Annotated in this window: 27 protein-coding genes; 19 read left to right on the top strand and 8 right to left on the bottom strand. The window is 67.0% G+C overall.

What is annotated here, in order from left to right:
• Positions 1 to 9: 9 nt before the first annotated feature.
• The 4 genes from IEY28_RS02915 to IEY28_RS02930 form a co-directional block, all read right to left on the bottom strand.
• Positions 10 to 1,401, bottom strand: a complete 1,392-nt coding sequence (locus IEY28_RS02915; RefSeq protein WP_188994377.1) for an FAD-binding oxidoreductase — start codon at positions 1,399 to 1,401, stop codon at positions 10 to 12.
• Positions 1,402 to 1,662: 261 nt separating this feature from the next.
• Positions 1,663 to 2,142 carry a cyclic pyranopterin monophosphate synthase MoaC gene (gene moaC / locus IEY28_RS02920; RefSeq protein WP_188994378.1) on the bottom strand — a complete coding sequence of 160 codons (480 nt, stop codon included), beginning with the start codon at positions 2,140 to 2,142 and terminating at the stop codon, positions 1,663 to 1,665.
• Positions 2,143 to 2,191: 49 nt separating this feature from the next.
• The gene (locus IEY28_RS02925) at positions 2,192 to 2,731 is read right to left on the bottom strand and encodes a MogA/MoaB family molybdenum cofactor biosynthesis protein (RefSeq protein ID WP_188994379.1); all 540 of its coding nucleotides are present in this window, start codon (positions 2,729 to 2,731) and stop codon (positions 2,192 to 2,194) included.
• 39 nt (positions 2,732 to 2,770) lie between these two features.
• Positions 2,771 to 3,430, bottom strand: a complete 660-nt coding sequence (locus IEY28_RS02930) for a helix-turn-helix domain-containing protein (protein ID WP_188994380.1) — start codon at positions 3,428 to 3,430, stop codon at positions 2,771 to 2,773.
• Positions 3,431 to 3,604: 174 nt separating this feature from the next.
• Between IEY28_RS02930 and IEY28_RS02935 the strand changes: the two genes are divergently transcribed.
• The 11 genes from IEY28_RS02935 to IEY28_RS02985 all read left to right on the top strand — a co-directional run bounded on the left by IEY28_RS02935 (position 3,605) and on the right by IEY28_RS02985 (position 14,926).
• Positions 3,605 to 4,177, top strand: coding sequence for a hypothetical protein (locus IEY28_RS02935; protein WP_188994381.1), 573 nt, complete (start codon positions 3,605 to 3,607; stop codon positions 4,175 to 4,177).
• Between the two features lie 2 nt (positions 4,178 to 4,179).
• Positions 4,180 to 4,827 (top strand): QcrA and Rieske domain-containing protein, encoded by a 648-nt coding sequence (locus tag IEY28_RS02940; RefSeq protein WP_188994382.1) that lies wholly within the window; start codon positions 4,180 to 4,182, stop codon positions 4,825 to 4,827.
• Positions 4,828 to 6,222 carry a cytochrome b gene (locus IEY28_RS02945; protein ID WP_188994384.1) on the top strand — a complete coding sequence of 465 codons (1,395 nt, stop codon included), beginning with the start codon at positions 4,828 to 4,830 and terminating at the stop codon, positions 6,220 to 6,222.
• A complete protein-coding gene (locus tag IEY28_RS02950) occupies positions 6,215 to 6,397 on the top strand; it encodes a DUF8120 family protein (RefSeq protein ID WP_188994386.1) in 183 nt (60 codons plus the stop codon). The genes IEY28_RS02945 and IEY28_RS02950 overlap by 8 nt, the downstream gene beginning before the upstream one ends.
• Positions 6,390 to 9,260, top strand: coding sequence for a nitrate reductase subunit alpha (gene narG / locus IEY28_RS02955; protein ID WP_188994389.1), 2,871 nt, complete (start codon positions 6,390 to 6,392; stop codon positions 9,258 to 9,260). Before IEY28_RS02950 ends, narG begins: the two co-directional genes overlap by 8 nt.
• A complete protein-coding gene (narH, locus tag IEY28_RS02960) occupies positions 9,257 to 10,330 on the top strand; it encodes a nitrate reductase subunit beta (protein ID WP_188994391.1) in 1,074 nt (357 codons plus the stop codon). The genes narG and narH overlap by 4 nt, the downstream gene beginning before the upstream one ends.
• A 113-nt stretch (positions 10,331 to 10,443) precedes the next feature.
• Positions 10,444 to 11,289 (top strand): ethylbenzene dehydrogenase-related protein, encoded by an 846-nt coding sequence (locus tag IEY28_RS02965; protein WP_188994393.1) that lies wholly within the window; start codon positions 10,444 to 10,446, stop codon positions 11,287 to 11,289.
• Complete coding sequence (locus IEY28_RS02970) at positions 11,289 to 11,966, top strand: molecular chaperone TorD family protein (protein ID WP_188994395.1); 678 nt, start codon at positions 11,289 to 11,291, stop codon at positions 11,964 to 11,966. The genes IEY28_RS02965 and IEY28_RS02970 overlap by 1 nt, the downstream gene beginning before the upstream one ends.
• On the top strand, positions 11,963 to 12,796 hold the full coding sequence (locus IEY28_RS02975) for a DUF8068 family protein (protein WP_310914996.1): 834 nt from the start codon (positions 11,963 to 11,965) through the stop codon (positions 12,794 to 12,796). Before IEY28_RS02970 ends, IEY28_RS02975 begins: the two co-directional genes overlap by 4 nt.
• Entirely contained in the window at positions 12,793 to 13,668 is an 876-nt protein-coding gene (locus IEY28_RS02980; protein WP_188994397.1) for a HEAT repeat domain-containing protein, read from the top strand. Before IEY28_RS02975 ends, IEY28_RS02980 begins: the two co-directional genes overlap by 4 nt.
• 16 nt (positions 13,669 to 13,684) lie before the next feature.
• Positions 13,685 to 14,926, top strand: a complete 1,242-nt coding sequence (locus tag IEY28_RS02985; RefSeq protein ID WP_188994399.1) for a P-loop NTPase — start codon at positions 13,685 to 13,687, stop codon at positions 14,924 to 14,926.
• Positions 14,927 to 14,951: 25 nt separating this feature from the next.
• Here IEY28_RS02985 and pyrI read toward each other — a convergent pair whose 3' ends face one another.
• Positions 14,952 to 15,419 (bottom strand): aspartate carbamoyltransferase regulatory subunit, encoded by a 468-nt coding sequence (gene pyrI / locus IEY28_RS02990; protein WP_188994401.1) that lies wholly within the window; start codon positions 15,417 to 15,419, stop codon positions 14,952 to 14,954.
• On the bottom strand, positions 15,416 to 16,333 hold the full coding sequence (gene pyrB, locus IEY28_RS02995) for an aspartate carbamoyltransferase (RefSeq protein ID WP_166969459.1): 918 nt from the start codon (positions 16,331 to 16,333) through the stop codon (positions 15,416 to 15,418). Before pyrB ends, pyrI begins: the two co-directional genes overlap by 4 nt.
• Positions 16,334 to 16,420: 87 nt before the next feature.
• Between pyrB and IEY28_RS03000 the strand changes: the two genes are divergently transcribed.
• The 3 genes from IEY28_RS03000 to IEY28_RS20890 all read left to right on the top strand — a co-directional run bounded on the left by IEY28_RS03000 (position 16,421) and on the right by IEY28_RS20890 (position 17,968).
• The gene (locus IEY28_RS03000) at positions 16,421 to 17,050 is read left to right on the top strand and encodes a MinD/ParA family ATP-binding protein (RefSeq protein ID WP_188994403.1); all 630 of its coding nucleotides are present in this window, start codon (positions 16,421 to 16,423) and stop codon (positions 17,048 to 17,050) included.
• Between the two features lie 29 nt (positions 17,051 to 17,079).
• Positions 17,080 to 17,709, top strand: a complete 630-nt coding sequence (locus tag IEY28_RS03005; protein WP_166969463.1) for an RAD55 family ATPase — start codon at positions 17,080 to 17,082, stop codon at positions 17,707 to 17,709.
• A 118-nt stretch (positions 17,710 to 17,827) separates the two neighbouring features.
• Positions 17,828 to 17,968, top strand: coding sequence for a rubrerythrin-like domain-containing protein (locus tag IEY28_RS20890; RefSeq protein ID WP_188994405.1), 141 nt, complete (start codon positions 17,828 to 17,830; stop codon positions 17,966 to 17,968).
• Between the two features lie 45 nt (positions 17,969 to 18,013).
• On the opposite strand, the gene IEY28_RS03015 is transcribed toward IEY28_RS20890, so the two are convergent.
• Entirely contained in the window at positions 18,014 to 18,967 is a 954-nt protein-coding gene (locus IEY28_RS03015) for an FKBP-type peptidyl-prolyl cis-trans isomerase (RefSeq protein ID WP_188994406.1), read from the bottom strand.
• A gap of 51 nt (positions 18,968 to 19,018) precedes the next feature.
• Positions 19,019 to 20,053, bottom strand: coding sequence for a threonine ammonia-lyase (locus IEY28_RS03020; RefSeq protein WP_188994407.1), 1,035 nt, complete (start codon positions 20,051 to 20,053; stop codon positions 19,019 to 19,021).
• Positions 20,054 to 20,199: 146 nt separating this feature from the next.
• Between IEY28_RS03020 and cyaB the strand changes: the two genes are divergently transcribed.
• The 5 genes from cyaB (at position 20,200) to IEY28_RS03045 (ending at position 24,457) form a co-directional block, all read left to right on the top strand.
• On the top strand, positions 20,200 to 20,739 hold the full coding sequence (cyaB, locus tag IEY28_RS03025; RefSeq protein WP_188994408.1) for a class IV adenylate cyclase: 540 nt from the start codon (positions 20,200 to 20,202) through the stop codon (positions 20,737 to 20,739).
• Positions 20,740 to 20,805: 66 nt separating this feature from the next.
• Positions 20,806 to 22,008, top strand: coding sequence for a methionine adenosyltransferase (locus IEY28_RS03030; protein WP_188994409.1), 1,203 nt, complete (start codon positions 20,806 to 20,808; stop codon positions 22,006 to 22,008).
• Positions 22,009 to 22,250: 242 nt separating this feature from the next.
• Complete coding sequence (locus IEY28_RS03035) at positions 22,251 to 22,655, top strand: carboxymuconolactone decarboxylase family protein (RefSeq protein WP_188994410.1); 405 nt, start codon at positions 22,251 to 22,253, stop codon at positions 22,653 to 22,655.
• A 47-nt stretch (positions 22,656 to 22,702) separates the two neighbouring features.
• The gene (locus tag IEY28_RS03040; RefSeq protein WP_188994411.1) at positions 22,703 to 23,890 is read left to right on the top strand and encodes a tRNA sulfurtransferase; all 1,188 of its coding nucleotides are present in this window, start codon (positions 22,703 to 22,705) and stop codon (positions 23,888 to 23,890) included.
• Between the two features lie 27 nt (positions 23,891 to 23,917).
• Complete coding sequence (locus IEY28_RS03045; RefSeq protein WP_166969477.1) at positions 23,918 to 24,457, top strand: DUF5804 family protein; 540 nt, start codon at positions 23,918 to 23,920, stop codon at positions 24,455 to 24,457.
• Positions 24,458 to 24,578 lie beyond the last annotated feature (121 nt).

Consider the following 24,578-nt stretch of genomic DNA (forward strand, 5'->3'; position numbering starts at 1 on the left):
TGGGCTCCCTCAGTTCGCCGGTTCGATGTTCTGGTTCACGTGGAAGAAGTTCTCGGGGTCGTAGGTCGCTTTGACCGCCCGTAGCCGCTCGTAGTTGTCGCCGTACGTGGCGCGGATGCGGTCCTGTCCTTCCTCCATCATGAAGTTGATGTAGGACCCGCCGACGGTGTGCGGGTGGACGGCCTCCCAGTACTCCTGTGCCCATTCGGTAATCGTCTCGGTGTTGGCCGGGTCGGGGTCGACGCCGACGATGACCATCGACCAGTTGGCGTCGCGGACGCTCCACGCCGTCTCGTCCTCGCCGACGTCGTGGACGGCCCCGTCGATGGGGTAGAGATGCATGGTCGACTTCGGCGTCGGCACCTCGGCGAATCGCTCGTGGGCCGCGATGGCCTCGTCGGACAGGTCCCGGACGAAGTCGCCTTTCCAGTACCACTGGTCACCCGGCGGGTAGAGGTCGTCGAACATCGACTGCAGTGTTGGGTACGGCATCGGGCCGACGTGCTCGAACATCGGCTCTGCGACGCCACGCGCCTCGTCGAGCATCTCCTCGGCCAGTTCCTCTCCACCCGTACAGCACCACATCAGTCCGCAGACACTCTCGCCGTGTATCTCCGGCGGGAACGGGTCGCCCGGGACCTCCGCTACCATATAGAACGCGTAGACGTCTTCCGGAGCCTCTGGAAGCCACTCACGGTACCAGCGCATCGTCGCTTCGAGGTCGTCGAGAGGCCAGAACATCGGTCCGGCGACCACCGTCTCCACCGGGTGCAGTTGGTACTCGAACGAGGTGACGACGCCGAAGTTGCCGCCGCCACCGCGGAGCGCCCAGAACAGGTCTTCGTTCTCGTCTTCGCTGGCGTGGACCAGTCGGCCGTCGGCCAGTACCACGTCGGCGCTCAGCAGATTGTCTATCGTCAGGCCGTACTTGCGGGTCAGGTAGCCGTGCCCGCCGCCCAGCGTCAGGCCACCGACACCCGTGGTCGAGATGACGCCGCTGACCGTCGCCAACCCGAACGCGTGGGTCGCGTGATCGACGTCCCCCCACGTACACCCGGCCTCGACGCGTGCCGTCTCCGCCTCCGGGTCGACGTGGACGCCGGTCATCTCGCCGAGGTCGATGACCAACCCGTCCTCGACGAGCCCGAGACCGGGTCCGCTGTGGCCGCCGCTCTGTACTGCCGTATCCAGACCGTGTTCGCGTCCGAAGTTTACGGCCGCCTTCACGTCTGCGACGTCGGTACACGTGAGGAGAAGTCTCGGCTGCTTGTCTATCATCGCGTTGTATATCTCACGCGCGTCGTCGAACGCCGGGTCGCCGCGCTCTATCACTGTTCCCCGTACCGTCTCTCTGAGGTCGTCGAGTGCGCCGTCGAACTCGTCGCTTGCTGTCGTTGCCATTGGTTGCTTCGCCGCGCTCTCTCGACACGACTCTCGTCTCGCCCACAGTTCCAGCGTCGAGAGAGCGCTGCTTCCAATACGTTGACAGGTGTGTTAGGTGTTATCGTTACACATATTTAGGGCATACTCGCTCGGTTCGTGCCACACCTGATTTCTCCGGGTTGTCGGACCCTCCCGGCGGTCGTCACTACGGCACACTTCTCGGGAATCCGTCGGACGTGGTTTCTCGCGATATCGGTCGAGCGGGATTCGAAGGAGCGGTTACTCGGCTCGCTCGACCGACTTCTCGACCACCCGCACGTCTCCGATAGCCGCCGTCGGATACTCGCCGTCTTCGTCTTTCTCGTTGGCTTTCACCATATCCCAGACGACGTTGAGGCCCGTCGTCACGCCCTCTAGGGCCTCCATCTCGCAGCCGGTCTTGCCCACCGTTTCGACGGCGACGGTCAGTTCGACGCACTCCTCGCCCACCTCGAAACCGGTCTCGACGTTCGTGATGGGTATCTGGTGACACATCGGAATCGTCTCCCACGTGTGTTTGACGGCCTGAATCGCGCCGATACGGGCCGTCGTCAGCACGTCGCCTTTCTCCACGTCGTCGGCGGCGATGGCGTCGAGCGTACTCTGTGAGAGGCGAATCTCGCCGCGAGCGACCGCCCGACGCCGGCTGTCGGCCTTCTGGCCGACGTCGACCATCTGTGCGTCCCCGTCCTCGTCGACGTGCGTGAACTCGTCGGTCATATCCGACGATAGCGCGACGCCGCCCAAAACCGTGCGGGTCTGGCGGCGGTCAGCGACGAACGAGGCCGAGTAAGTGACCCGCGGCGGGCGCGATTAGCTCCTCGCTTCCCATCCGTGCGGCGTTCTCGCTACCGGGCAGGCAGAACACGAGCCGGTCGTCGACGACGCCGGCCGTCGCCCGCGACGCCATCGCCATCGGTCCGACCTCTTCGTAGGACAGCCAGCGGAACAGTTCGCCGAAGCCGGGAATCTCGCGGTCGAACAGCGCGCCGACCGCTTCGACGGTCACGTCGTCGTCGGTCAGGCCCGTCCCGCCAGTCGTCACCACCACGTCGGCGCCGTCGTCCATCGCAGCGGCGACGGCGTCGGCGATAGCCGCCGCGTCGTCGGTCACGAGCGACCGGTCGGCGACGTCGTGGCTCGACGCTTCGAACGCCGACTCGATGGCGTCGCCACCGGGGTCGTCGTCGAGCGTGCGCGAGGAGGAGACGGTCACCACCGCGATGGCGACCGTGTCCTCGTCGTGTGCGTGGTGGTCGTGGTGATGGTCGTGACTCTCATCGCTGGGGGAGTGATGATCGCGGTCCATACCCGTACCACGCGGCCGCCAGCAGTAAACCGTCGGGGGTCAGGCGCCGAGCAAGTCGTCGAGCAGTTTGCGCTGGGCGGCGGCCAGATGCTCGGTGAACGTCGTGGTGGCGATACCGAGGTCCTCGGCCACCTCCCCGGCGGTCGCGTCCCGCGGATGCTCGAAGTAGCCCATCTCGTACGCCCGTTCCAGCACCTCGTTCTGCCGGTCGGTCAGGGCGTCGCGGTCGAGGATAGCGGGCTGTCCGCCGCTGGCACTCTCGGAACTCTCGACGAGTCGGCGGAGACTGATACTCTCTCCTTCCCCCTGTAAGTCCTTGATGACGTCCCGTAGCGTCTCGATGTCTTCGACGAGGAACGTGACGACCATCGAGTTCTCGTCGGCACTGACGTCCTGTACCACACAGCCAAGGCGCTCGATACGCTCGCAGACACAGCCCTGATTCGCCGTCCGCTCGAAGCGATAGACGAACTCGCTGTCGAAGGAGAACACCTTCTCGACTCGCTCGCGCGCGTCGGCGTCGGGCGGCGGTGCGTCCTCGCTCCCCGTGAGCGTGAACTCCTCCACGACCGTTCCGCCCTCACCGCCGAGCGCACTCCGAGAGACGTCGGTTATGCTCCACGCCTCGTCGGCGTGGGGGGCCACCTGACACGACCGCGGGTCGAACACTTCCACTTCGGCAAGGACACGGTCGGCCATGATACCCCGTTCGCCCGAGTGCCCCGTTATAGTTGGCCCCGAATATGTTCGTGGTTCAAGTCCCTTAATAAAACACCTAAGATGTCTGGCTGGTGGTTCAGGGGAGTGGTTCGTTAATGACCGAACACGCGAACCACTCGTCCGGCCTCCGCCGGGTGGGTGTGGACCGCAACCATGAGACGCAACACGATACTCATCGGCCTGCTGATAACGGCGGTACTGCTCCCGATGTGGTACGTCGCCCTCCACGGGGAACCACCGTCCGAAGAGATAGCCATCGACGAGAGCGTCACCGAACAGCGGCCGCTGGAAGGGTTCGTCGACACCCCGAACAAACTCTCACCCAGTCAGGTCGGCGTCATCGTCTGGGTGGCGCTGTTCGCCCTCGTCGGGGTGCTGGCGGCCGTCCACCAGTTCATGAACAGGGCGGTTCGGCCACCGGACGACGCCCAGACGGTGGCCGACGGGGGCACCGTCTCGCTCCCGTGGCTCGACACCGAGACGCGCTGGGTCGTCGAGTACCACGACGCCTCGGACGCCATCGAGGGCCTCGTGGCGATGGGCGGCCTGACAGTGCTCGCCATCGTCTTCGCGACGCTGTTTACCGGCGAGTACCTCACGCTCGCCCGCACCCAGTACTTCGGCCTCTACGCGACGGGGATGTTCGTCTCGCTGGCGCTCTCGACCGTCGCGTACTACGCCTGGTTCATGCCACACATCGAAGTCGCGGAAATCAGGGGACACTGACCATGGACTATCCGAAACCAGACGACGGCGACGACACCGAGGACTGTCCGTGTAGCGACTCCCCGGAGGTGTCGCCCACGCTGTACGGCGACGCCCGGGCGGAACTACGCCGTCGAGACTTCGCGAAGTTCCTCGCGAGCGTCGGCGGGTTGACCGCCATCGCCAGCCTCACGGCCCCCCTCGCGAGCACCACGCAGGTGTTCGAGCGCAGTTACGAGGGCCCCGTCTACTCCGATGGGGTGTTCCTCGTCGACGACGAGGGCGAACGCATCCAGGAGAACCGCCTCTCAGAGGGCGAGAAGATGACCGTCTTCCCGGAGCCACGGCCCGGCATCGAGGACGCGCCGACGCTGCTGGTTCGGTACCCCGAGTCCGAGTACGGCGGCGGCATCGAGATGGGGTTCACCGTCAGTGGCTACGCCGCGTTCTCGAAGGTGTGTACCCACGCCGGGTGTATGGTCGCCAACGAGGAGGGGACCCTGCTCGTCTGCCCGTGTCACTTCGGGAAGTTCGACCCGCTAAACGGGGCGGCAGTGACCGACGGACCGCCGGGGCGGCCGCTCCCGCAACTACCCATCACCGTCACGAGCGACGGCTATCTCGTCGCTACCGGCGATTTCGAGGGGCCAGTCGGCCCGGGGGGCGAGTGAATGTCCCGCGCGAAACAGCTCTACGACTGGTTCGATACGCGACTCGACGTCGAGAACGGCCAGACGTTCCTCGGGAAGGCGTTCCCGGCCGAAGACTCGTTCCTGCTGGGGGAGGTGGCGCTGTTCTGTTTCCTCCTGCTCGTGCTGTCTGGCATCTTCCTCGGGTTCTTCTTCGAACCCTCCACCTCCGACGTCGAGTACGACGGCAGCGTCCAGAAGTTCCAAGGCGAGGAGATGCCCGAGGCGTTCGTCTCGGTGCTGCACATCACTTACGACGTGCCCTTCGGCATGTTCATCCGCCGACTCCACCACTGGGCGGCTCACCTGTTCGTGGCCTCTATCGGATTGCACATGTTACGGGTGTTCTTCACCGGGGCCTACCGCAACCCGCGGGAGCCAAACTGGATAGTCGGCACCGGACTCGCGGCGCTGGCGATGGGGGCGGCCTACACGGGGTACGCGCTCCCCTTCGACGAGTTCGCCGCAACCGCGACCAGCATCGGTTACAACCTCACCATCTCCGTGCCGCTGGTCGGGGACTTCTTCGGGCAGGTGATATTCGGCGGCGAGTTCCCGTCCAGCGCGACTATCCCGCGTCTGTACTTCCTGCACGTCCTCGTCATCCCGATGCTCATCGCGGGCGGGTTGGCGCTCCACATGGCCATCCTCGTCCGGCAGAAACACACCGAGGCGCCGCGGGACGACGACCTGACCGCTGGCGGCCGGGAGGTCGACAAGGACGACGACAGCGTCATCGTCGGCCTGCCCGCCTTCCCGAATCAGGCCGCCGTCTCGGCCGTCGTGTTCTTCTTTACGGCGGCGACGCTGTCGGCGCTCGCAGGCCTCCTGCCGGTCCACAACATCGCCCACTACGGCCCGAACGACCCCGCGAGCACGCCGGGACTCATCATGCCCGACTGGTTCCTGATGTGGGTGTACGGGTTCCTGAAACTGCTCCCGAAGTGGGCGAGTTTCACCGTCGGCCCCGTCCACGTCAGCGGCGAGTTCATCGGCGGCGTCGTCCTTCCGGGGCTGGTGTTCGCCGCCGTCGCCGTCTGGCCCTTCATCGACCGGACGCCCGAACCGACGCACTTCACCGCCGACCCGCTCTCCCGCCCGTGGCAGACCGGCGTCGGCGTCGCCGCCGTCGCCTTCGTCATGATAGCCTCCATCGCGGGGATGAACAACATCCTCGCCGACAAGGTGCTGGGGACGACCACCGGCGTCGTCAACCCCATCTTGCAGGCCGCGCTGTTGCTGGTCCCGCCGCTGGTCGGCGGTCTGACGTACCTCCTGCTCCGGAACGGCGACGACGAGTCCCAGACCGACGAGCAGGAGATAGCCGCCGACGGTGACGCCGCTGCGGACGCCACCGGAGGTGAGTCCGATGACTGACCTCGCGACCCTCTCCGCCCGCCAGTACCGCCTGCTGGACGCCACGAGCAAACTGCTCGGCGTCGCGCTCGTCGCCGGCGGACTGGAGGCCGGCGGGTCGACCCCGCCCGGTCTCGCCCTCGCTCTCGCCGGCGTCGCCTGTGCGACTGCGACCGTATTCCTCACCCATGAGTAGACACGACCCCACCGACGACGCGACGGACAGTTCCGGAATCAGTCGACGCGACTTCGTGCGCGGCCTCGGGGCCGCCTCGTTGCTGGGGGCGACCGGCCTCTCCTTCGCCGACGACGGCATGCAGGGCCTCGAAGCGGTCGACGACCCCATCGGCAACTACCCCTACCGCGACTGGGAGGACTTCTACCGCGAGGAGTGGGACTGGGACGACATCGCCCGATCCACCCACAGCGTCAACTGCACCGGCTCGTGTTCGTGGAACGTCTTCGTCAAAGACGGGCAGGTCTGGCGCGAGGAGCAGGCCGGCGACTACCCGACCTTCGACGAGAGTCTCCCGGACCCGAACCCGCGTGGCTGTCAGAAGGGGGCCTGCTACACCGACTACGTCAACGCCGACCAGCGCGTCCTCCATCCCCTGCGCCGCACCGGCGAACGCGGCGAGGGGCAGTGGGAGCGCATCAGTTGGGACGAGGCACTGACCGAAATCGCGGACCACGTCATCGACGAGGTGCAGGCCGGGCGGTACGACGCCATCTCCGGGTTCACCCCGATTCCGGCGATGTCGCCAGTCTCCTTCGCCTCCGGCAGTCGCCTCGTCAACCTGCTGGGCGGCGTCTCCCACAGTTTCTACGACTGGTACTCCGACCTGCCGCCGGGCCAGCCGATTACGTGGGGCACCCAGACGGACAACGCCGAGTCCGCCGACTGGCACAACGCCGACTACATCATCGCGTGGGGGTCGAACATCAACGTCACGCGCATCCCCGACGCGAAGTACTTCTTAGACGCGGGCTACGACGGCACCAAGCGCGTCGGCATCTTCACTGACTACTCCCAGACGGCCATCCACACCGACGAGTGGCTCTCTCCCCACGGCGGGAGCGACACCGCCCTCGCGCTGGGGATGGCCCAGACCATCGTCGATCAGGGGCTCTACGACGAGGCCCACCTCAAGGAACAGACCGACATGCCGCTGCTCGTCCGCGAGGACACCGGGAAGTTCCTGCGGGCCGGCGAGGTCGGCCTCGCCGGGGACGCCGACGACCCCGAGAAAGTGTTCGTGATGGTCGACGCCGACGGCACTCTCCGCCGCGCGCCGGGGTCGCTGGGCGAACGCGACGGCCAGCACGACCCGTCGGCGAGCATCGAACTCGACTTCGACCCGCGACTCTCCGTCGAGCGGGCCGTCTCGACGGACAGCGGCGAGGTGGAGGTCCGCTCTGTCTGGGAGAACCTGCGGGACGAACTCGCCCAGTACACCCCCGAGTTCGTCCACGAGGAGACCGGCGTCGGCCGGTCGACGTACCAGCGAGTCGCCCGCGAGTTCGCCGAGGCCGACGCCGCCAAGATAATCCACGGCAAGGGCGTCAACGACTGGTACCACAACGACCTCGGCAACCGCGCAATCCAGTTGCTCGTGACGCTGACGGGCAACCTCGGCGAACCCGGCACCGGCCTCGACCACTACGTCGGCCAGGAGAAGATATGGACGTTCCACGGCTGGAAGGTCCTATCCTTCCCGACCGGGAGCGTCCGCGGCGTGCCGACGACGCTGTGGACCTACTACCACTCCGGGATTCTGGAGAACACCGACCCCGACACCGCCGAGAAGATTCAACAGTCCATCGACGAGGGGTGGATGCCGCTCTACCCCGAGGAACGGGACGACGGCAGTCGGCCCGACCCCTCGACGATGTTCGTCTGGCGGGGCAACTACTTCAATCAGGCCAAGGGCAACGTCGCCGTCGAGGAGCAGTTGTGGCCCAAACTGGACCTCGTCGTCGACATCAACTTCCGGATGGACTCGACGGCGATGTACTCGGACATCGTCCTCCCGGCTGCGAGCCACTACGAGAAGTACGACCTGAACATGACGGACATGCACACCTACGTGCATCCGTTCACGCCCGCCGTCGAACCGCTGGGCGAGGCCAAGACCGACTGGGAGATATTCCGCCTGCTCGCCCGGAAGATACAGGAGCGAGCCAAAGACCGCGGCGTCTCCCCCGTCGAGGACCGCAAGTTCGACCGCACTATCGACCTCACCACCATCTACGACGACTACGTCCGCGACTGGGAAAGCGGCGAGGAGGACGCCCTGACCGACGGGAAGGTCGCCTCCGAGTTCATCCTCGAACACTCCGAGGAGTCCAACCCCAGCGACAGCGACGAGCAGATTACCTTCGCCGACACCGAGGAACAGCCCCAGCGGTTGCTGGCCGCCGGCGACCACTGGACCTCGGACATCGAGGACGGCGAGGCGTACGTCCCGTGGCAGAGCTACGTCCACGACAAGGAGCCGTGGCCGACCTTCACCGGTCGCCAGCAGTACTACGTCGACCACGACTGGTTCCTCGAACTGGGCGAGGAACTGCCGACCCACAAGCAGGGACCGGAGGACACTGGCGGGGACTACCCGCTGTCGTACAACACGCCCCACGGCCGGTGGTCCATCCACTCGACGTGGCGCGACAGCGAGAAGATGCTCCGCCTCCAGCGGGGTGAACCCGTCGTCTACCTCAATCCCGACGACGCCGAAGAACGGGGCATCGAGGACGGCGACACCGTGGAGGTGTTCAACGACCTCGGGAGCGTGGAGGTGCAGGCGAAAATCTACCCGTCCAGCGAACCCGGGACGGCCCGGCAGTACTTCGCGTGGGAGAAGTTCCAGTACCCGGACGACGACAACTTCAACACGCTCGTCCCGATGTACATGAAGCCGACCCAGTTGGTGCAGTACCCCGAGGACACGGGCGAGCACCTCCACTTCTTCCCGAACTACTGGGGGCCGACCGGGGTCAACAGCGACGTCAACGTCGACGTCCGGCTGGCCGACGGCGGGTCGGGGGGTGAGAGCCAATGAGTAGCCAGAACGACCAATCCCAGTCCGAGGACACGCACATCAACGTCGCCGACGGCGTCGACCATCAGGTCGCGATGGTGATGGACCTGAACAAGTGCATCGGCTGTCAGACTTGTACCATCGCCTGTAAGTCCCTCTGGACGGAGGGCGGCGGCCGCGAGTACATGTACTGGAACAACGTCGAGACCAAACCCGGCGAGGGGTACCCCCGTGGCTGGGAGGACTCCGGCGGCGGGTGGGAGTCCGGCGAACACAAAGAGCGGAAGACCGGCGAGATACCCTCCGAGGAGGAGTACGGCCGGCCGTGGGAGTTCAACCACTCCGAAATCATGTACGAGGGGAGCGACGAACCCCTGCGCCCCCGTGAGGGCGCGGAGTGGGGCCCCAACTGGGACGAGGACCAAGGGGCCGGCGAGTACCCCAACAGCTACTACTTCTACCTCCCGCGCATCTGCAACCACTGCACCCACCCCTCCTGTGTCGAGGCGTGTCCGCGCTCGGCGCTGTACAAGCGCGCGGAGGACGGCATCGTCCTCGTCGACCAAGACCGCTGTCGGGGCTACCGCTACTGCGTCGAGGGGTGTCCCTACAAGAAGGTGTACTACAACACCGTCTCGAAGAACTCCGAGAAGTGCATCTTCTGTTACCCCCGGTTGGAGGGCGAGGGACCCGACGGGGAGACGTACGCGCCGGCCTGCGCCGAGGAGTGTCCGCCCCAACTCCGACTGGTGGGCTTCCTCGACGACGAGGCAGGCCCCATCTACAAACTCGTCGAGGAGTACGAGGTTGCCCTGCCCCTGCACCCGGAGTTTCACACGCAGCCGAACGTCTACTACATCCCGCCCTACGCGCCACCACAGCACACCGACGAGGGGGAGACGGTCGACGTAGAGCGCATCCCCCGCCAGTACCTCGAAGAGCTGTTCGGCGAGCGCGTCCACGACGCGCTGGACACCATCGAGCGCGAGCGCCAGCGCGTCCGGCAGGGCGGCGAGAGCGAGTTGATGGAACTGCTCCAGCACAAGAATCCCGCGAAACAGTACCGATTGGAGGTGTTCGAGGATGCGTGAGCGTAGTGAACGAACCTCGTGCTCGGGAGACCGCAGGTCTCCCGGTGTTCGAATGAGCGAACGCAGTGAGCGAATTCGGGCTCGGCAGCGCTTCGCTCTGGAGGTGTTCGAGGATGCGTGACACCACCAGCAAACGACGGCGAACCCTGCTGGTGGCGGCCGTCGTCGCCGTCCTCGTCACGCTCTCGGCGGTGGCGGCGCCGCTGGCGAGCGCACGCCCAGCACACGAGATCCCGGTCGCACCGGCCACCGGTGACCTCTCCGGGCCGACTACCGACGGCTGGGAGGACGTGCCGGCGGCGACGGTGCCGCTGGCCAGCGCCCCGAGTAGCGTCCCCAACGCCGACCAGACGAGCGTCGAACGGGTCCACGTGCAGGCGGCCCGCGGCGACGGTCAACTGCACCTCCGTCTCCAGTGGCACGACGCCACCCGGGACGTGGCGACCAACGAGACGCGGGCGTTCGCCGACTCCGTCGCCGTCCAGTTCCCGGTCAACACCAGTTCCCGGCCGCCGATAGCGATGGGCGGCCCGACCAACCGCGTCAACGTCTGGTACTGGAGCGGGGCGACCGGAACGGAGGAACTGTTAGCCGGCGGGGCCGGGTCGACCACGCGGTTCCAGAACCCGTCGGTGAACGCGACGGCCGTCCACCGCGGGAGCGGCGAGAACGCGACGTGGACCGTCGTCTACACCCGTGACGTGGGCGCGTCCGGCGCGAACCGGACGACCATTGCCGACGACGGCGACGTGGACGTGGCCTTCGCCGTCTGGAACGGGTCGAACAGCGAGCGGGCCGGTCGGAAGTCTGTCAGCGAGTGGCACTACTTCCCGTTCGGGCCCGGACCGGAGGGACCGCCCTACGAGACGGTACTGTGGACCGTCGCCGGCATCGCCATCGTCGGCGTCGTCGCCGTGACGGCCTTCGGCGTCCACCGCGCCAGAGGGGGGATGCGCTGATGGCCGCCGCCAGCGACGGGGTCGAGGACGTCGACCCGGACGCGGCCGCCCGCGGGACGGTGTACCGGGTGCTGGCACAGGCGTTCCGGTATCCGGACGAGGCGTTCCACGCCGCGGCAGCAGAGGGGTCGCTGGACGCGGACGTGCGGGCCTGCACCGAGCAGACTTCGCTGGACCTGACGGTCCCCGAACTCGCCACCGACGACGACTACGAGACGCTCGCGGCCCGGTACAACGACGTCTTCGAACTGGGCTACAGCGAGTACACCGACCGAACCGACGGGTCGCTGGACGCCGAGGGGCCGCCGGTGCCGCTGTACGAGTCGAAGTACCGCCCCGACCAGTCGTGGAACGACGTGAACCTCGATTTGGCGCGGGCCTACCGCCACTACGGCCTCGAAATCGACCAGAACGAGCGCGACAACCACGACGCGCTGGCCTACGAACTGGAGTTCGCGGGCTACCTCGCCCGCCGGGAGGCCGCCGTCGGTGACGACGCCGCGACGGCGCGGCTGGACTTTCACGACCGGCACCTCGGCCACGCCGCCGCCGGCGTCGCCGACCGTCTCGCCGAGGAACCCGGGACCGACGTCTACGGCGCGCTCGGCGAACTGCTGGAGGCGTTCGTCCGCGCGGACAGAAACGACCTCGCGGAACGGCTGGAGGGTCGGCGATGAGCACGCGCCCGACGCTCCGGGCGGTCCTTCCCCGGATGGCCGGTGTCGATCACCGGCGGGCCGCCGTCGCCGCGACTGCGCTCGCGGCGGTCGCCCTCGCCGGGCGCTTCCTCGCAGCGCTCATCGTCAACGTCCCGACGGCGCCCGCGACGGCCCCCGTCGGTCTGCTGACGCCCGCGGCGACGGCGCTGGCCGCGCTGGCCGCGCTCGTCGTGGGTCTCACCGAGCGGACCCCCGTCGCCGGCGTCGGACTCCTCTTCGTCGGCGTCTTCGGCCTGCTCTCGCTGGTCTCGCCAGCGGTCACCACGCCCGCCGCCGTCGCCGTGGTGGCCGGCACCGCCGTCGTAACCGTCGCGCACCGCAGCCAGTTGGACGCCGGGACCGGCGCCGTCGCCGGGTTGCTCGGTCTCGCTCTCGCCGTCGGCCTCGCGAGCGGCGTCGGCGGCGTCGCGTCGCTCCGACCGCTCGCGTCGACGCTGGCGCTGGCCGGCATCGGCGTCACGCCGGTCGTCGCGGCCACCGACACCTCGGCGCTCGTCCGCGGGTGTCTCGCGTTCGGTGCCGTCGTCGTCGTCGGCCTCTCGATGCCGTTCGTCGCCGGCGCGGTGACGCTGGTCGGCACCGGGGCCGTCGGCACCTCGCTTCCCGTGGTCGCTCTCGCGGCGGGCGGCGCGGTCACGACGGCCAGCGCCGCGGGTCGCGAGCGACGCTGGGCACTGCTCGCCGCTGTTGCACTGCTCGCGTTCGCGGGCGTCCCGGTGACCCTCGGCCGGGCGGTGCCCTTCGCCCTCGGCGTCGCGGCGCTCGTCTCGCTGGAGGTTGGTCGATGAGCGACGACTGTGGCTGCGGTGACGGTGGCTGTGGCGACGACGAGTTCGAGAAACACCTCGCGGAGGACCCCGACCCGCAACTCGACCCCGAGCGCAGTCCGGGGATGCACACCGACATCGACGCGCTGGAAGACATCGAGGTGAGTCGCGAGGACGTGACCATCGGCGAGGCCACGCCCGAAGAACTGGCGGCCGCCGACACGGAACCGGTCGAGGATTCGGACGCTGCCGACCTGCTCTCTGACCTCGCCGACGGGAGCCACGTCGACCGGCGACGGGCCGCCCTCGCGTTGCAGGACGTCCCCACCGAGGAGGCGGTGGTCGCTGGCCTCGCGAAGGCGGCGACGACTGACGACGACAGCGACGTCCGGCAGTTCGCGGTGGAGGCCCTGACCGGCCACGGCGACGAACGGGCCGCCGCCGTCGCCGTCGAACTGCTCTCCGACCCCGACCCGTGGGTCCGCGCCGAGGCGGTGGTCGCGCTCGACAACCTCGCGCGAGAGGCCCACGAGGACGACATCGCCGAGACGCTCGCCGACGACGATCACCACGCCGTCCGGCGGAACGCGGCCATCTCGCTGTTCAAGCTCCGCGGGGAAGCGATGGCCGAGACGCTACTGGACTTGAGCCGCGACGAGAGCGAACGCCTCCGCGAGTGGGCCGCCCACATGTTAGCCGGCGTCGACGCCGACGCCGCCCGCGACAGACTCCGAGAACTGACCGACGACCCGGCGACCGTCGTGCGACAGACAGCCGAGCGCTCGCTGGAGGCCGACCCCGGCCGCTTCCGCCGGCAGTTCGGCGGCACACTGGAGGCCGACGCCCGCCTCCTCCCCGGCGAGGACCGTCTGAACCGGATGCCCGACCTATGATTCCCATCCCACCACGATGACCGAGAACGCCCGAACGACCCTGACCGACCGCGTCGAGGCACAGTTGCGCAAGGTTCGCGACCCGAAGGCCGACCTCTCCGTCTTCGAGGCGGGGTTCGTCGAGAACGTCGTCGCCGAGGACGGCGAGGTGACCGTCGAGACAGACCTGACCTCGCTGGACAGCGATACGAGCAATCAGGTGATAGAGGCCATGTTGCGGGCCGTCGACGACGTCGACGGCGTCGAGAGCGTCCACGTCGAGAGCGCGACCCCGTCCAGCGAGGACCGGGAGAGCGTCGAATCGTTCGACCACATCGTCGCCGTCGCCAGCGCGAAAGGCGGCGTCGGCAAGTCCACGACGGCGACGTACCTCGCGTGTGCGCTGGCGGCGGACAACGACGTGGCCCTCTTCGACGCCGACATCCACGGCCCGAACGTGCCCGGACTGCTGGACGTCTCGGGGCCGGTTCACTCCAGCGACGAGGGCGACCCCCTCCCGATTCGGACCGACGGGATGGACGTGATGAGCGTCGGCCTGATGGAGGACGGCGCACCGCTGGCGTGGCGGGGCGCGATGGCCCACGACGCGCTCGACGACCTCTTTACGAACACCGCGTGGCGCAACGACGACGTCCTCGTCGTCGACCTCCCGCCGGGAACCGGCGACGTCGTCCTGACGACCTTACAGGAGGTGCCGGTCGACGGCGTGGTCGTCGTGACGACGCCGTTCCACGCCAGCGTCAGCGACACCAGTCGCACCGTCGAACTGTTCCGCGACAACGACGTGCCTGTCCTCGGAACGGTCGTCAACATGGCCGAGTACGTCTGTGACTGCTGTGGCGAACCGAACGACCTCTTCGAGGACGACGCCCTCGGTGACCTCGACGCCCCCGTGTTGGCGGAACTGCCGTTCACCCACGAGTTGCAGGGCACGCCCGCGCCCGGCGACGTCCCCGAGGCGATGGCGGACCTCGGCGACGCCGTTACGGAGTCCATCGAGACGGCTGGCGAGGTGGCGGTGCCGGACCACGCCGTCGACATCCGTGGTCTGTCGCCGGAAGCGCGCAAAGACCGGGTCCGAGAGACGTTCACCGAACTCGACAGCGGCGACGAGTTCGTCCTCGTGAGCGACCGGGACCCGAACCCGGTCGGCCCCTTCCTCGGCCGCCTCGCCGAGGCCCCTCGGGAGGCGTTCGACCCGTTCGAGGTGCGACGGGCGACGCCGGACGACTGGGTGTTAGAGACGGTCGTCCCCTGAGAACGGCGCGTCGAAATCGGGAGACTCAGTCCGCGAGGATGTGCGCGGGCAGATTGTCGCGGATGATGGTGTCGCAGTACTCACAGCGCACGCCGTCCTCGACGACGGCAAAGCGGGACTGGACGGGTTCGTCCTCGGTCGTGATGCAGTTGTGGTTCGGACACTCGAGCACGCCCTCGACCACCGACGGGCGCTCGACGCGGTGTTTCTCGATCACTTCGTAGTCGCGGACGATGTTGATAGAGGCGGCGGGGGCGATGAGCGAGAGCACGTCGACTTCGTTCTGTGAGAGCTCTTTGCCTTCGACTTTCACGATGTCTTTCTTGCCGAGGCGGTCCGAGGGCATGTTCATCGCGACGGAGACGGACTCGCCGCTGGTGCCGTCGATGCCGAGGATGGCGAGGACGTTAAGCGCCTGTCCGCCGGTGATGTGGTCGATGACGGTGCCGTTGCGAATCTTCGAGACGCGGAGTTGTTGGTCGTCGTCGGTCATTCTGGCTCACCTCCGAGCATCAGGTCCAGCAACGCCATCCGCACCGGCACGCCGTTGTGGGCCTGCTGGAAGTACTTCGCGTGGTCGGTGTCGTCGACGTCGTGGGCGATCTCGTCCACTCGCGGGAGCGGGTGCATCACCGTCAGGTCGTCTTTCGCGGCGGCCAGCGTCTCGCTGTCTATCTGGTACTGACCCGCGACTTCGCGGTACTCGCTCTCGTCGGGGAACCGCTCGCGCTGGATGCGCGTGACGTAGAGCACGTCGAGTTCCGGCAGAATCTCGTCGAGTTCGGTGTGTTCTCTGACCTCGGCACCCTCCTGGTGCAGGTCGTACCGGACCGACCGCGGCAACTGCAGCGACTCGGGACTGACGAAGTGCTGGCGCGCGTCGACGTTCGTCAGCGCGTGGGCCAGCGAGTGGACGGTGCGACCGTACTTCAGGTCCCCCATGATACCGATGGTCAGGTCGTCGAACCCGGCGTTCTCACGGATCGTGTAGAGGTCGAGCAGGGTCTGTGTCGGGTGCTGGCCCGCGCCGTCGCCGGCGTTGACCAGCGGCACGTCGACGAACTCGCTCGCCATCTTCGCCGACCCCTCCATCGGATGCCGGAGGACCAGCGCGTCGGCGTACCCCTCGACGACGCGCACGGTGTCGGCGAGCGACTCGCCTTTCTTGACGCTGGACGATTCCACCGAACCCATGTCGACGATGTCGCCGCCCAGCCGTTTCATCGCCGTCGTGAAACTCATCTTGGTCCGCGTGCTCGGTTCGAAAAAGAGCATCCCGAGCAACGTATCGGCGTGCCGGTCCGCGTAGGCACCCGGGTCCGCTGCGATGGCGGCCGCGTGGTCGAGCACCTCCTCGATGTCGGCCCGCGACAGTTGTTTCGCGCTGATGATGTGGTCGTGCCGCATCTTACTCGGTACCGCGCCCCCGACGCTCTTGAATCTCCCGACACGGGGAGGCGAAGGTTCAAATCCCGAGACGGAGCCAGCCCCGCCATGCTCGCTATCGCCGGTGGAAAAGGTGGCTGTGGGAAGACGACGACGGCGCTGGGACTCGCCCGTGCCCTGGCGACCCTCGGCGAGCGACCGCTCGTCGTCGACGCGGACCTCGACATGCCCGACATCCATCACCGGGCCGAGACCGACCGTGTCGCGGGACTCACCGCCGTCGCCGAGGGTCAGCGACCTGCCGCCGTCGCACAGCGCTCGCCTCGATTCGCCGGCGTGGACGTCCTCCCGTGTCGGGGTTCCGACCCGTCGACCGCCGCGTCGGCGTTCCGCCGTCTCCGGCAGTGTGACCGTCCCGTCGTGCTCGACTGTGCGGCCGGGGCCGGTCCCGACGCCGTTGTGCCACTTCGCGCGGCCGACCGGACGCTCCTCGTCTCGACGCCAGTCGCACAGAGTCTGCGTGACACGACGAAGACGTCGGCGATGGCTCGCCAACTCGACGCGACCCCGTCAGTCCTCCTGCTCCCCAGAAGCGACGGCACGACGGACCCGACGCCGTTGTTCGACTGTGAGTACGTCGTACACGTTCCGGAACTGCCAGATCCTCCACTCGAAACCGAGGAATCGGCGTCTCGATACCTGAAATGTGCGAAAATCCTGTCCAAGCGGAATATTTAATCAGGTGGGTATGCTTGTCTCAAAACGGCATGGTGAACCGGCTCCGAACGGGCATCGACGTTCTCGACCGGAAACTCGACGGGGGTATTCCAGCGGGAAGTATCGTCGCCCTCACTGCCCAGCCGGCCAGCCAGGCGGAACTGTTCCTCTATGAACTCACCGCCACACGCGGGACGCTGTGGCTCTCGCTCGACCGAACGGCCCAGTCCGTCGTCGCCAGCATCGAACAGACGCCGGCCAACACCGGCGACCCGACGGTCCGACACATCTCCGGCGAGGCGCCACTGGACAACGCGGGGAAACTCGTCTCGGCGCTCCCGGAGACGTCGAACCTCATCGTCGACCCGCTCGACGTGCTGGAGGCCCAAGAACCCCACTCTCGCTTCCGCGCGTTCATGAACGACCTGCAGAACCACATCGTCAACACCGGTAGTCTGGCTATCCTCCACTGTCTGGACGGACGTGACGTCCCGCCGCTTCGGGACACGACCGAACACTTCGCCGACGTGGTGTTCCAGCTCAAGACGACGACGAACACCGACGAGGTGGAGAATCGGCTGGCCATCCCGAAGTTCCGGGGTGGCCGGGCGCCCAACGACGTCATCAAACTGGACCTCGTCGAAGAGGTCAGCATCGACACGAGTCGGGACATCGCCTGACGACGGCCACGCTCGCGGCCTGTGGCCCTCTCCGCCGACAGTGCGCTCACCGCCTCGTCCGGCGACCATGACAATTCAGTGCTAATGCTTATCATGCAAGAGGTGTTACTCAATCTACATGAGTGGTCGAGACCCGCTCGCCAAAGAGCAAAAGCAGTTCGAGTGCGACAGCTGTTCGTTCCGGACGACGGCGTCCAGCCGGGGCCTCAGCTGTCCGAAATGTGGCGGTCGAATGACGGATAGGGCAATCCCCCGATAGGCGTCACTACGGGGGTCGAAAAGACGGAGAAGTTCGACTGTCGAGTTACTCTTCGGCGCCTTCGATCTCGTCGACGATCTCCTCGGCGTCGACGTCGGCGTCTTCGAGCGCTTCCTCGATGTCGGCGCCACCGGCACCGCCCATGCCGCCCATCATACCGCCCATACCCATGCCCATGCCGCCGCCGAGCTCTTCCTGAACGATGATTCGGTCGACGTCCAGAAGCTGCGTGAGCTGCTGGGCGATCTGCTGTTTGCCCATCATCCACTGCTGGTTCATCGTTAGCTGGGGCGTGGCCTCGATGTAGAGCGTGTCCTTCTCGACCTCGACGGTCTCGTACTCGGGTTCGCCCTCCTCGTCGTCGTCGTCGGACTCGACGACCTGCTCTTCCTCGACGGTGTCCGTCTCGAACCAGAGGTCGAGCTTCATGTCGAGCATCATCTCGATGATGCCCTGTGCCTTCTCCTCGCGGTCGGTGACTTCCGCGACGATTTCGTAGTCGTACTCGACGTCCTCACCGGCCAGCGGGTGGTTGAAGTCGACGCGGGCGCGGCCGCCGATGATCGTCTCGACGTGCCCGTGCTCGCCGTCGACGTCGACGTGTGCGCCGGGGTAGCGGTCGTCTTCCGGAATCTTGTCCTTCGAGACGGTGCGGACTTCACTCTCGTCGTACTCGCCGAAGGCGTCGGCGGCGGCGATGGTGACGCTGCCCTCGTCGCCGACCTCCTTACCGTAGATGTCCTCCTCGACGTCGGGGAAGATGTGGTTCTCGCCGAGCACGATGACGCGGGGACCGAACTCCTGCTGTTCGGTGTCGATGCCCTCGTCTTCGGCGACGTCCTCGTCTGTGGTGTCGACGAGCTGGCCTTCCTCGACGGTGCGGGCGGTGTAGGCGAGTTTGACGACGTCGCCCTCCTGCAGGCCGCTCTCGGTCTCTTCGTCGGCCGTCTCTGCTTCTACTTCTTCTTCTACGTCCTCGGCCTCGGAGTCGTTGCTCATACCGTGTTCGTCAGTCGTGGCACTCTTAAGAACAACGTTTCCCGTCGGGCCTCACGCCGAGTACTCGCTCGCTTCGAGCATCCGGTCGAGTTTCGCGAGGTCGATGTTCCGGCCGGAGACGGGGATGACGACCGTCTCGCCGGCGATTTCGGCCCGTGCCTCGACGGCGGCGGCGACGGCCGTCGCGCAGGCGCCCTCCATGACGATGCGTTCGTCCTCGAAGAGGCGCGCGACGCCGTCTCGGATGTCTGCTTCCGAGACGAGACGGAAGTCCGCCAGTCCGTCGCCGAGGAGGTCCATGGTGAGCGCGAACGGGACGCGCGTCGCCACGCCCTCGGCCGTCGTCTCCATTCGGTCGTGGGGTTCGAGCGACCCGTCGGTCCACGCGCGGTGCATCGCCGGGGCGGCCTCGGACTGGACGCCGACCACGTCGGCGTCGGTCAGTTTGCCGACGGTGAGACAGTAGCCCGCAGCGGAGGTGCCGCCGCCGACCGGACAGAACACCCGGTCGACCTCGGGCAGTTCGTCGACGACTTCCAGCCCCGCGGTACCGACGCCAGCGACCAGTTTCGGTTCGTTGCCCGAGTGGACGTATCGGGCGCCGCGCTCGCTGGCCAACTGCTCGATGCGCTCGCGGGCCGCGTCGTAGTCCGGGCCGTGTCTGATGACCTCCGCGCCGAGTCGCTCCATCGCGGCCACCTTCCCGTCGTTGGCCTCCGCTGGGACGCCGATCGTCACGGGGACGCCGAACTCCCGGCCGGCCCACGCGATAGACTGGCCGTGGTTGCCAGAACTCGCGGTGATGAGGCCCGCCTCGCGGAACTCCGCGGAGAGTGACGAGACGAGGTTCACGCCGCCCCGAACTTTGAACGCGCCGGTGGGGAGCGTATCTTCCCGTTTGAGGTAGACCTCCGCGTCGAGGTCGGACGAAAGGGTCTCGCTCCGCACGAGCGGCGTGGTCGGGAGGTGCTGACGGACGACTTTGCGCGCGCGAGCCACGTCGGCCGTCGTCGGCGGCGTCAGGTCGTGATAGGGGAAGACGGTCGTCTCGTCGGGGGACTCGATGGGGTCGTAGCGACCGTCCATACCCCTACCCGGTGGGCGAGGACACTAAAACTCGCGGTCCGCGGTAGGTGGCCGTTACTCCCCTCGCCCGTCACAGTAGCCCGATGTCCACCGGGTGTCGACGACGGATGCAATCGCTTTTGCCCGACCCGACAGAGCACACAGCCATGTACGAAGTCGAAGTCAAGGTCGCCGCCGACCTCGCGGCCGTCGCCGAGCGACTGGACGAACTCGGGGCCGAACAGACCGGCGACGTCCTGCAGGTCGACACCTACTACGACGCACCGCACCGCGACTTCGCGGAGACGGACGAGGCGCTCCGGGTCCGCCGAGAGACGCGCGACGGGGCGACGACGGCCCGCATCACCTACAAGGGGCCACTCGTGGAGGCCGAGTCGAAGACGCGCGAGGAGGTCGAGACCGGCGTTACCGACGGCGAGAAGGCCGACGCCATCTTCGAGCAGCTCGGGTTCGACCCCGCCGCGACAGTTCGGAAGGACCGGCGCTTTTACCGCTACGAGGGCTACACGATCACGCTTGACGACGTCGAGGGCGTCGGCGAGTTCGTGGAGGTCGAGACGGAGACCGACGAGAGCGGGGTCGAACCGGCCCGGGAGGGCGCCTACGAGGTGCTTCGAGCGCTCGGACTGGACCCCGAGGACCAGACCCGGACGTCGTACCTCGGCTTACTGCTCGAGGATGCGTGAAGGTAATCTTTCTTCGTCGAGCGGTTCCCGTAAGTTATAGAAGCGGGCACAGCGAAGGTCCGAGCAATGACCGACCGGAACATCCACGTCCAGCCCGAGAGCGGGTTGGCAGTCGAGGACCAGAACGTCGAAATCGTCGAGCGCAAGGGTATCGGCCACCCCGACTCCATCTGTGACGGCGTCGCCGAGAGCGTCTCCCGTGCGCTCGCCCAGACGTACCTCGACCGCGTGGGCAAGGTCCTCCACTACAACACCGACGAGACGCAACTCGTCGCCGGCACCGCGGCCCCGGCCTACGGCGGCGGGGAAGTCCTCGAACCCATCTACCTCCTCATCGTCGGCCGTGCGACCAAGGAGTACGAGGGCCAGCGGATTCCCGCCGAGAGCATCGCGCTGAAGGCCGCCCGCGAGTATCTGGACGAGAACTTCCCGCATCTCGACGTGGGCGGCGATATCATCGTCGACGTGGAACTCGGCGAAGGGTCGGGCGACCTCCAGAGCGTCTTCGGCGAGGAGGGGACCGTCCCCATGGCCAACGACACGAGCTACGGGGTCGGCCACGCACCCCTCTCGGAGACGGAGCAAATCGTCTACAACACCGAGCGGAAACTCACCGGCGAGTACGCCGTCGACAATCCCGTCGTCGGACAGGACGTGAAGGTCATGGGCAAGCGCGAGGGCGACCACATCGACGTCACCGTCGCCGTCGCGATGGTCGACGAACACGTCGAGGACCTGCTGGCCTACGAGGAGGCCGTCGAGGACGTCCGCGAGTACGTCGAAACGCTGGCGACGGAGTACACCGACCGCGACGTGACCGTCCACGTCAACACCGCCGACGACTACGACGAGGAGTCCATCTACCTCACCACCACGGGCACCAGCGCCGAACAGGGCGACGACGGCTCCGTCGGCCGCGGCAACCGCGCCAACGGCCTCATCACGCCGAACCGTCCGATGAGCATGGAGGCTACCTCCGGGAAGAACCCCGTGAACCACATCGGGAAGATCTACAACCTGCTCTCGACGGAAATCGCCGAGTCCGTCGTCGACGAAGTGGACGGCATCCGCCAGCTCCAGCTTCGCCTCCTCTCTCAGATCGGCTCGCCCATCGACGAACCACACGTCGCCGACGCCATGCTCGTCACCGAGGAGGGGGTCGCCGTGAGCGACATCGAAGCCGAGGTACGCGAGGCCGTCGACGCGGAACTCGCGAGCGTCACCGACGTGACCCGCAAGGTCATCGAGGGCGACGTCTCGACGTTCTGAGGTCTCGTCCGTTAGCTGACTGTACCGGCTCGTTTCTCCGAGGGGTTCCACCGACCGCGAGCGTCGTTCGGCGACGGCGGACGTGAGGAAATACTGTCATATACTAGCGACTAGGCCGACCCGACTCCGTCTGTAGTGACAAATGTCAGCACATAACTATCTCGTCGACCGGGCAACTTCTACGAGCGATACCGACCCCGAACCGCAGTACCGCACGACCGAACAGCGACCGACCACCAATCATGGCAACAGAACAACAACCCGCAGATGTAGAAGAAGAGATTACGGAGACGTTCGGGATGGTCCCACCACCGCTCGATACGATTCCGGAGGACGACATGGTCGGCGAGTGGCACTTCTTCCAGAAGTACACCGTCGGCGAGTCCGAGATCCCGCCGAAGTATCGGGAACTGATGGGGCTGGCCGTCGCGGCCAACATCAAGTGTCCGTACTGCATCCACTTCCACCGCAAGGCGGCGGCGATGCACGGGGCGACCGACGAGGAACTCGCAGAGACCACCTCGCTGGCGAGTCTCACGTCGCGGTACAGCGCCATGCTCCACGCTCAGGAGACAGACCTCGATGAGTTCAAAGTCAAGATGGCACAGGTGGCCGACCACCTCGAAGAACAGGCCGCGGACGACTGAGTCGGCGAAGCCGACACCCATTTATCCGCGATTCGGCAAGGGCGGGTATGCACCCGCCCGACGCCGACGTCGTCATCGTCCGCCACGGTGAGATAGGCGTCAAGAGCGAACAGGTCCGCCGGAAGATGGAGGACCGCCTCGCCGAGAACCTCGCCGCGATGTTCGACGCCCGAGGGCTCACCGGCGACGTCGAGCAGCGACGGAACCGGCTGTTCGTCCACACCGACGACCCCGAGGGAGTCACCGACGCCGCGACTGACACCTTCGGCGTCGTCTCCGCCTCGCCAGCCGCAGTCGTGGACCCGACCCTCGACGCCATCGAAGACGCGCTGGCGGCGGCCACCGAATCCCACTACGACGGCGGCCCCTTCGCCGTCGACGCGCGGCGGGCCGGTCCCAGCGACGCCCACCCCTTCGCCAGTACCGACATCGAGTCGGCGGGCGGTGCCGTCGTCTGGGACGCTATCGAGTCGCTCGGCGAGACTCCGGAAGTGGACCTCGACGACCCCGACTTCCGTCTGTTCGTCGAGTGTCGCGCCGAGGAGGCGTACGTCTTTCTGGAGAAGCGGACGGGGCCGGGCGGGATGCCGCTCGGGACGCAACGGCCAGTGGTCGCGCTGATAAGCGGCGGTATCGACTCGCCGGTCGCCGCGTGGAAGCTGATGCGACGGGGCTGTCCGGTGGTCCCGGTGTACGTCGACCTGGGCGACTACGGGGGCCCTGACCACCGGGCCCGGGCGAGAGCGACCGTCGAGACGCTGGCTTCGTACGCCCCGAACGAGTCGATGGCGATGCACGTCGTCGACGCGGGCGACGTGGTCGCGGACCTCGCCGAGCAACTGGACGGCCTGCGGATGCTCTCGCTGCGCCGGTTCATGCTCGCGACGGCCGAAGCCGTCGCCGAGGACGAGGGGAGCGTCGGCGTCGTCACCGGCGAGGCCATCGGACAGAAGTCGAGTCAGACCAGCGCGAACGTCGCCGTTACCGACGTGGCGACGGACCTACCCGTCCACCGGCCCAACCTGACGCTCGATAAGGCCGAGATAACGACCCTCGCTCGGGACATCGGCACGTTCGAGGACTCGACGGTCGACACCGGATGTAACCGGGTCGCTCCGGAACTCCCGGAGACGAACGCGTCGCTGGATGCACTCAGGTCGGTGGAGCCCGATACGCTGTTCGAGCGTGCGCGGGAGTGTGCGCGGCGTCGGACGGTCGTGGCTATCGAAAGCTAAATCTCCGGGGCGGGCCACGGACGAGCCATGACGCAGGTCTGTCTCGTCGGGAGCGAGGACGTGAACCTCCAGTACGAACTGCTCTCGCGAGAGACCGCCCGGAACGCGCTCGCGACCTACGATCTGCGGGAACCGTTCGAGAACGCACTCAGGCTAGAGACGGTGAGCCTCGGTGCCGCCGTCGCCCTCCTGAACGACCTGAACTGGTACCTCGTCCGATTCGTCGACGCCGCCTTCGTCAGAGAGCCCTCTATCAGCGAGACGGAGTGGCTCTCGCGGGCCCTCGCGACGGCGGTCAGGGACGACGAGATAGCCCCTGCCGACACCGATCGGTTCCTGAAAGTGTACGGCGTCGTCGAGAGCGAGACGGACGAAGCGGGCGAGTCGACCACCGGCGAATCCGACACGGACGGCGATTCGGCGGTCGAACCGGCACAGGAACGCCCCCCACGCCTCGTCGAACCGATGTTACTGACCCGCACCGGCGACACAATCCCCGAGTACGACCTGCGAGAGGTGGACGATACGCTGGTCGTTCGCGTCACCGAGTCGGAGTTCGGGGCCTGAGGCGGCGAAAGGCGCGATGGGTGTCCGGTTGTCCGCGATGTGAGTGGCTGTCAGAGGGACGGTCGGTTCGACCGGACGGACCCGCCACACTCACGCAGGCCCAACCGGTGCGTGCTGAACC

It is taken from the genome of Haloarcula pellucida, from assembly GCF_014647235.1.
GTDB classification, from domain to species: domain Archaea; phylum Halobacteriota; class Halobacteria; order Halobacteriales; family Haloarculaceae; genus Haloarcula; species Haloarcula pellucida.

Bases quoted from the DNA above. Each gene is read 5' to 3' on its own strand.
- IEY28_RS02915 (WP_188994377.1), bottom strand. From the start codon at position 1,401: ATGGCAACGACAGCAAGCGACGAGTTCGACGGCGCACTCGACGACCTC.
- moaC (WP_188994378.1), bottom strand. From the start codon at position 2,142: ATGACCGACGAGTTCACGCACGTCGACGAGGACGGGGACGCACAGATG.
- IEY28_RS02925 (WP_188994379.1), bottom strand. From the start codon at position 2,731: ATGGACCGCGATCATCACTCCCCCAGCGATGAGAGTCACGACCATCAC.
- IEY28_RS02930 (WP_188994380.1), bottom strand. From the start codon at position 3,430: ATGGCCGACCGTGTCCTTGCCGAAGTGGAAGTGTTCGACCCGCGGTCG.
- IEY28_RS02935 (WP_188994381.1), top strand. From the start codon at position 3,605: ATGAGACGCAACACGATACTCATCGGCCTGCTGATAACGGCGGTACTG.
- IEY28_RS02940 (WP_188994382.1), top strand. From the start codon at position 4,180: ATGGACTATCCGAAACCAGACGACGGCGACGACACCGAGGACTGTCCG.
- IEY28_RS02945 (WP_188994384.1), top strand. From the start codon at position 4,828: ATGTCCCGCGCGAAACAGCTCTACGACTGGTTCGATACGCGACTCGAC.
- IEY28_RS02950 (WP_188994386.1), top strand. From the start codon at position 6,215: ATGACTGACCTCGCGACCCTCTCCGCCCGCCAGTACCGCCTGCTGGAC.
- narG (WP_188994389.1), top strand. From the start codon at position 6,390: ATGAGTAGACACGACCCCACCGACGACGCGACGGACAGTTCCGGAATC.
- narH (WP_188994391.1), top strand. From the start codon at position 9,257: ATGAGTAGCCAGAACGACCAATCCCAGTCCGAGGACACGCACATCAAC.
- IEY28_RS02965 (WP_188994393.1), top strand. From the start codon at position 10,444: ATGCGTGACACCACCAGCAAACGACGGCGAACCCTGCTGGTGGCGGCC.
- IEY28_RS02970 (WP_188994395.1), top strand. From the start codon at position 11,289: ATGGCCGCCGCCAGCGACGGGGTCGAGGACGTCGACCCGGACGCGGCC.
- IEY28_RS02975 (WP_310914996.1), top strand. From the start codon at position 11,963: ATGAGCACGCGCCCGACGCTCCGGGCGGTCCTTCCCCGGATGGCCGGT.
- IEY28_RS02980 (WP_188994397.1), top strand. From the start codon at position 12,793: ATGAGCGACGACTGTGGCTGCGGTGACGGTGGCTGTGGCGACGACGAG.
- IEY28_RS02985 (WP_188994399.1), top strand. From the start codon at position 13,685: ATGACCGAGAACGCCCGAACGACCCTGACCGACCGCGTCGAGGCACAG.
- pyrI (WP_188994401.1), bottom strand. From the start codon at position 15,419: ATGACCGACGACGACCAACAACTCCGCGTCTCGAAGATTCGCAACGGC.
- pyrB (WP_166969459.1), bottom strand. From the start codon at position 16,333: ATGCGGCACGACCACATCATCAGCGCGAAACAACTGTCGCGGGCCGAC.
- IEY28_RS03000 (WP_188994403.1), top strand. From the start codon at position 16,421: ATGCTCGCTATCGCCGGTGGAAAAGGTGGCTGTGGGAAGACGACGACG.
- IEY28_RS03005 (WP_166969463.1), top strand. From the start codon at position 17,080: ATGGTGAACCGGCTCCGAACGGGCATCGACGTTCTCGACCGGAAACTC.
- IEY28_RS20890 (WP_188994405.1), top strand. From the start codon at position 17,828: ATGAGTGGTCGAGACCCGCTCGCCAAAGAGCAAAAGCAGTTCGAGTGC.
- IEY28_RS03015 (WP_188994406.1), bottom strand. From the start codon at position 18,967: ATGAGCAACGACTCCGAGGCCGAGGACGTAGAAGAAGAAGTAGAAGCA.
- IEY28_RS03020 (WP_188994407.1), bottom strand. From the start codon at position 20,053: ATGGACGGTCGCTACGACCCCATCGAGTCCCCCGACGAGACGACCGTC.
- cyaB (WP_188994408.1), top strand. From the start codon at position 20,200: ATGTACGAAGTCGAAGTCAAGGTCGCCGCCGACCTCGCGGCCGTCGCC.
- IEY28_RS03030 (WP_188994409.1), top strand. From the start codon at position 20,806: ATGACCGACCGGAACATCCACGTCCAGCCCGAGAGCGGGTTGGCAGTC.
- IEY28_RS03035 (WP_188994410.1), top strand. From the start codon at position 22,251: ATGGCAACAGAACAACAACCCGCAGATGTAGAAGAAGAGATTACGGAG.
- IEY28_RS03040 (WP_188994411.1), top strand. From the start codon at position 22,703: ATGCACCCGCCCGACGCCGACGTCGTCATCGTCCGCCACGGTGAGATA.
- IEY28_RS03045 (WP_166969477.1), top strand. From the start codon at position 23,918: ATGACGCAGGTCTGTCTCGTCGGGAGCGAGGACGTGAACCTCCAGTAC.